General features: G+C 60.7%; 3 protein-coding genes. All 3 read left to right on the forward strand.

Features of this window, described 5'->3' with window-relative positions; genetic code table 11:
• Positions 1-195 precede the first annotated feature (195 nt).
• Entirely contained in the window at positions 196-567 is a 372-nt protein-coding gene (locus tag AC1DUU_RS30210; protein ID WP_476786998.1) for a hypothetical protein, read from the forward strand.
• A 144-nt stretch (positions 568-711) separates the two neighbouring features.
• Positions 712-1518 carry an endo-1,3-1,4-beta-glycanase ExoK gene (exoK, locus tag AC1DUU_RS30215; protein WP_476786999.1) on the forward strand — a complete coding sequence of 269 codons (807 nt, stop codon included), beginning with the start codon at positions 712-714 and terminating at the stop codon, positions 1516-1518.
• 63 nt (positions 1519-1581) lie between these two features.
• The coding region (locus AC1DUU_RS30220) for a nucleotide sugar dehydrogenase (protein ID WP_476787000.1) at positions 1582-2196 on the forward strand (615 nt) is incomplete at its 3' end.

The following is a 2196-nucleotide window of genomic DNA, read 5'->3' on the forward strand; positions in this document are numbered from 1 at the left end:
GTCATGGACAAGATCGAACCGCTGCGCCGGGCATTGGTCATGGACAAGATCGAACCGCTGCGCCGGGCATTGTCACGCGCGCCTTCAGCGGGCGATGCACGCTACCACTATTTGATGCCTGGCACGACGGTTGTCGGCGAGCATGCGGGCGCTAGGCTGAAATGACGTTCGATTACCAAACGCGGAGTAGCATGCATGACATCGATCTTGGCATTCCGCACCCGCACCCCTGACCGCGATCAGGGGACGGATCGCGTGCGTTTCGAACAGCTCGCGCGCTCGCTTGATCAACTCGCTTCCGAGATCGAGGCGGAGAGAACTGGCATCAGGAGCCGCTATGAGGCGGTCTCGGCCAATGCGGCTTTCCTGGTCGAAGCCATGGACAATGACGCGGTGTCGTCGCGGCGGGCGGCTGAAATGGACCAACTGACCGAAGCGCTCAAGAACTGCCTTCGTCGCATCGAGGAACTGGGCAGGCAGACCGAGTTCGTCTCAGGGCTTCGTCATTCGGTCGACATGTTTACTGCCGAAGGTCGCTCGACTGGGGGAGCCGACAGCGCAAGTTGACGCGGGAGCGATCTTGCCCCGGCGATCGTCGGCAACGGATTCAGGGAGGATGGAGGAACAAGTTGCCGGCCGGGCGCAACCCTGGCCGGGTGTTAGGATGTGGTTCCCGGGCGGGAGGCATGCAGGCACAAGGATGACTTGGCTATGAACTTGAACAAAAATCACGTTGCTGGCCGCTTCGGCGCCTTGCAACTGTCGGTCGCGCTCGTCGGTCTGCTTGGTGCAACAGGTGGTGCGCTCGCACAGGATGCCACTGGCGCGTCATTCGTCGACAATTTCGACAGCCTCAGCGGTTCTCGCTGGTTTGTCTCCGATGGATGGGACAACGGCAAGCATCAGAACTGCACCTGGTCGAAAAACCAGCTCAAGCTCGCCGACGGCAAGCTGATACTGAGCTTCGAAAAGAAGCAGTTCAAAAACCGCGATTATTCCTGCGCCGAAGTGCAGACCAAGGCACGCTTCGGCTACGGCACCTATGAGGCGCGCATGAAGACCGGCACCGGCTCCGGGCTCAACGCGGCTTTTTTCACCTATATCGGGCCGGTGCATAAACAGCCGCATGACGAGATCGATTTCGAGGTGCTGACCAAGGACCCCTCGAAGGTACAGGTCAATGCATATGTCGGCGGCAAGTCGAACGACGAAAAACTGGTCGGTGTTACAGGCGGCGCCGACAAGGGATTCAACGACTACGCCTTTGTCTGGGAGAAGCAGCGGCTGCGCTGGTACGTCAACGGCAAACTCGTGCATGAGGTGACCGATGCCTCGCAACTGCCCAGCCATCCGCAGAAGATATTCTTCAGCCTGTGGGGCACCGATACGCTCAAGGAATGGATGGGGCCGTTCTCCGATCCCGGCAAGCCGGTGACGATGGCCGTCGACCGGGTGGCGTTCACCGCGCTCGGCGAGCCTTGCCAGTTCAAGGAATCGGTCGCCTGCAAGCTGCAGTGATCTCCAAACGACGAGCAGTCCGACGCCGGACTTGCAACATCACAAACAACAGGATTTGACCGGATGAACTTGACGGTATTTGGAATTGGCTATGTCGGGCTTGTGCAGGCTGCGGTTTTGGCCGAGGTCGGCCATGACGTGGTCTGCGTCGATGTCGACGCSGCCAAGGTCGAGCGGCTGAACCAGGGTTTCATCCCGATCTTCGAGCCGGGYCTCGAAGCKYTGGTGCGCGAMAACCAYGCSGCGGGSCGCATCGTCTTCACTACCGATGCGGCGATGGCGGTGAAGCATGGCGAAATCCAGATGATCGCGGTCGGCACGCCGCAGGGCGAGGACGGCTCGGCCGACCTCAAATATGTGTTGTCGGTCGCCGAAGTGATCGGCCGCGAGATGGCCGGTGCCAAGATCGTCGTCACCAAGTCGACGGTACCGGTCGGTACCGCCGACAAGGTCTCCCGGAAGATCGCCGAGGTGCTCAAGCAAAGGGGCCGCGCGGATCTCTCCTTCGACGTCGTCTCCAATCCGGAGTTCCTCAAGGAAGGCTCGGCGGTCGCCGATTGCATGAGGCCCGACCGCGTCATCATCGGCACCCAGAGCGAAGCCTCCGAGGCGGTGATGCGCGAACTCTACGCGCCGTTCAACCGCAACCACGAAAAGATGATCGTGATGGACGTGCGC

The sequence above is a fragment of the Aminobacter sp. P4_H6_2 genome (genome assembly GCF_056400805.1).

Coding starts and splice junctions, on each gene's coding strand:
- exoK (WP_476786999.1), top strand. CDS start 712: ATGAACTTGAACAAAAATCACGTTGCTGGCCGCTTCGGCGCCTTGCAA.
- AC1DUU_RS30210 (WP_476786998.1), top strand. CDS start 196: ATGACATCGATCTTGGCATTCCGCACCCGCACCCCTGACCGCGATCAG.